Below are 1,532 nucleotides of genomic sequence, written 5' to 3'. Positions count from 1 at the left end.
TGGTGCCGCAAGAGGGATTCGAACTCACGGCAGAGCCCAAGTCTTTGAAATGTCCGCTCTCCGCTCTTTAGAGGTCGGTCGGCAGGATACATTGCAGCGTACATCCTCGCGTAACCGAGGGCAAGTTCGATGTATTCCAATCAGACGCTCTGAGGGGAGCGACCGCCGGAACGGAGTAGGGTTCGGTGGTGTGGTTCGTATGCTGCCACGCTGCTGGCGTGGCAGCGGGCGAGCTCCGCGCGTACTCGATGAGCCCCGTCCGAGCGGGGCCTCCGAGCGGCGTTTCGGGCGGATCAGGAGCGAAAAGATCTGACCGGAGCCCTCCGGTCGATCCTGAACAAGGTCGACGCATCCGGGCGACCTCGAGGATTCTCGGCATCAGGGGGCTCCGTCGTGACTGGAGTCGGCAGCTTACCGAATGGCTCAAAGCCGGAGGGGCGACGCTTCCAGAGGCGGCGTTGTCGAGGATCGAGCGGCTTCTCGACCTGCTGGAGCCGGTCATGACGCAGCCGGGTCGCCGATGGTGCGCGGTCGCACAGGGTTCAAGGGATCCAGAAGTCGACCGGAGTCGATGGGTCGACGAGAGGATCGATTTTTCCGGTGGCGGTGGAGCGATGTCTCGCCTTCAGAGCGATCGAGAGGTCTATGGCGATGCTCGCCATTTCCATCCGCGCGCGAAAAATTTTCCATGCTTCCGTCCCCACATTTCCCGAGTCGCTGGCCCAATCGTCTCGCAGCATGCTCGACAGTACGTCGCGGGTCATCGCGGAAGTCCGACATCGATCACAGAACTTGTCCAGGATCATCTGGGCCTCGTGAGGGGGCGCCTCGGCGCATTTGGTCGATAGAGCGGCGACCAGGGGCTCGCATTCGAGCCGGCGAATTTGAAATTCGAGCGGGTCCGCATAGGAGCGTGTCTCCCGTCTCAGCGCCGTCGAGTCCGGCTGAGCGATATCCCCTCCGATCATAGCCATATCCCATCCGACGGCTCCGACCAGACGTCCTACGAGTCGCGCCGTCGAAAGCGTGATCGGTCCCTCGATGAACAAACTGTCCTCTCGGATCATCAGTTCGGCGCTTTCATAGCGGATGGCGATTGCGCGTAAGCCGACCGGCTCCATTTTGATCGGCTCGCCCGCCCGAAACGCGATCCGACCCCAGCGAATGGCGCGAAGCACGACCTTGCCGGGAAACATCGCTGTCTCGGGCGTCGGCCGAATTGAGGGAAGGCGCTTTTCGAGTGCGGTGACTTCGTCGGCCAGACGCGTCCGTGCGATGGTCGCGTCGAGTTCCTCTTCGTATGCCTCCTCCCATTCGCGGCGCCGCTCTCGTCGGGCGTCCAGCGTGGAGAGAGATTTTTGCGCAAATTTTGTCTCTGGGGCGAGGAACACCCCGCGGGGCAGACGTGGCTCCGGCGCGGGGAAATCGCGGGCCGCGTTCGACTCCGCGACCACACGGACTCCGCACCCATGTCGCTCGGCGACCCTATTGATCGCGTCGGCGATTGTTCGTCGAATTGCCCGGCCTTTGTC

General features: G+C 62.7%; 1 protein-coding gene. It reads right to left on the bottom strand.

What is annotated here, in order from left to right; all coding sequences use genetic code 11:
* Nucleotides 1–542: 542 nt before the first annotated feature.
* Nucleotides 543–1,196, bottom strand: a complete 654-nt coding sequence (locus A1351_RS07005; RefSeq protein WP_157096156.1) for a hypothetical protein — start codon at nucleotides 1,194–1,196, stop codon at nucleotides 543–545.
* Between the last annotated feature and the right edge of the window lie 336 nt (nucleotides 1,197–1,532).

Origin of the sequence: Methylosinus sp. R-45379 (genome assembly GCF_001644125.1) — a bacterium.
GTDB lineage: Bacteria > Pseudomonadota > Alphaproteobacteria > Rhizobiales > Beijerinckiaceae > Methylosinus.
This window is presented reverse-complemented; position numbering and strand designations above follow the sequence as displayed.

Coding starts and splice junctions, on each gene's coding strand:
- A1351_RS07005 (WP_157096156.1), bottom strand. CDS start 1,196: ATGTTTCCCGGCAAGGTCGTGCTTCGCGCCATTCGCTGGGGTCGGATC.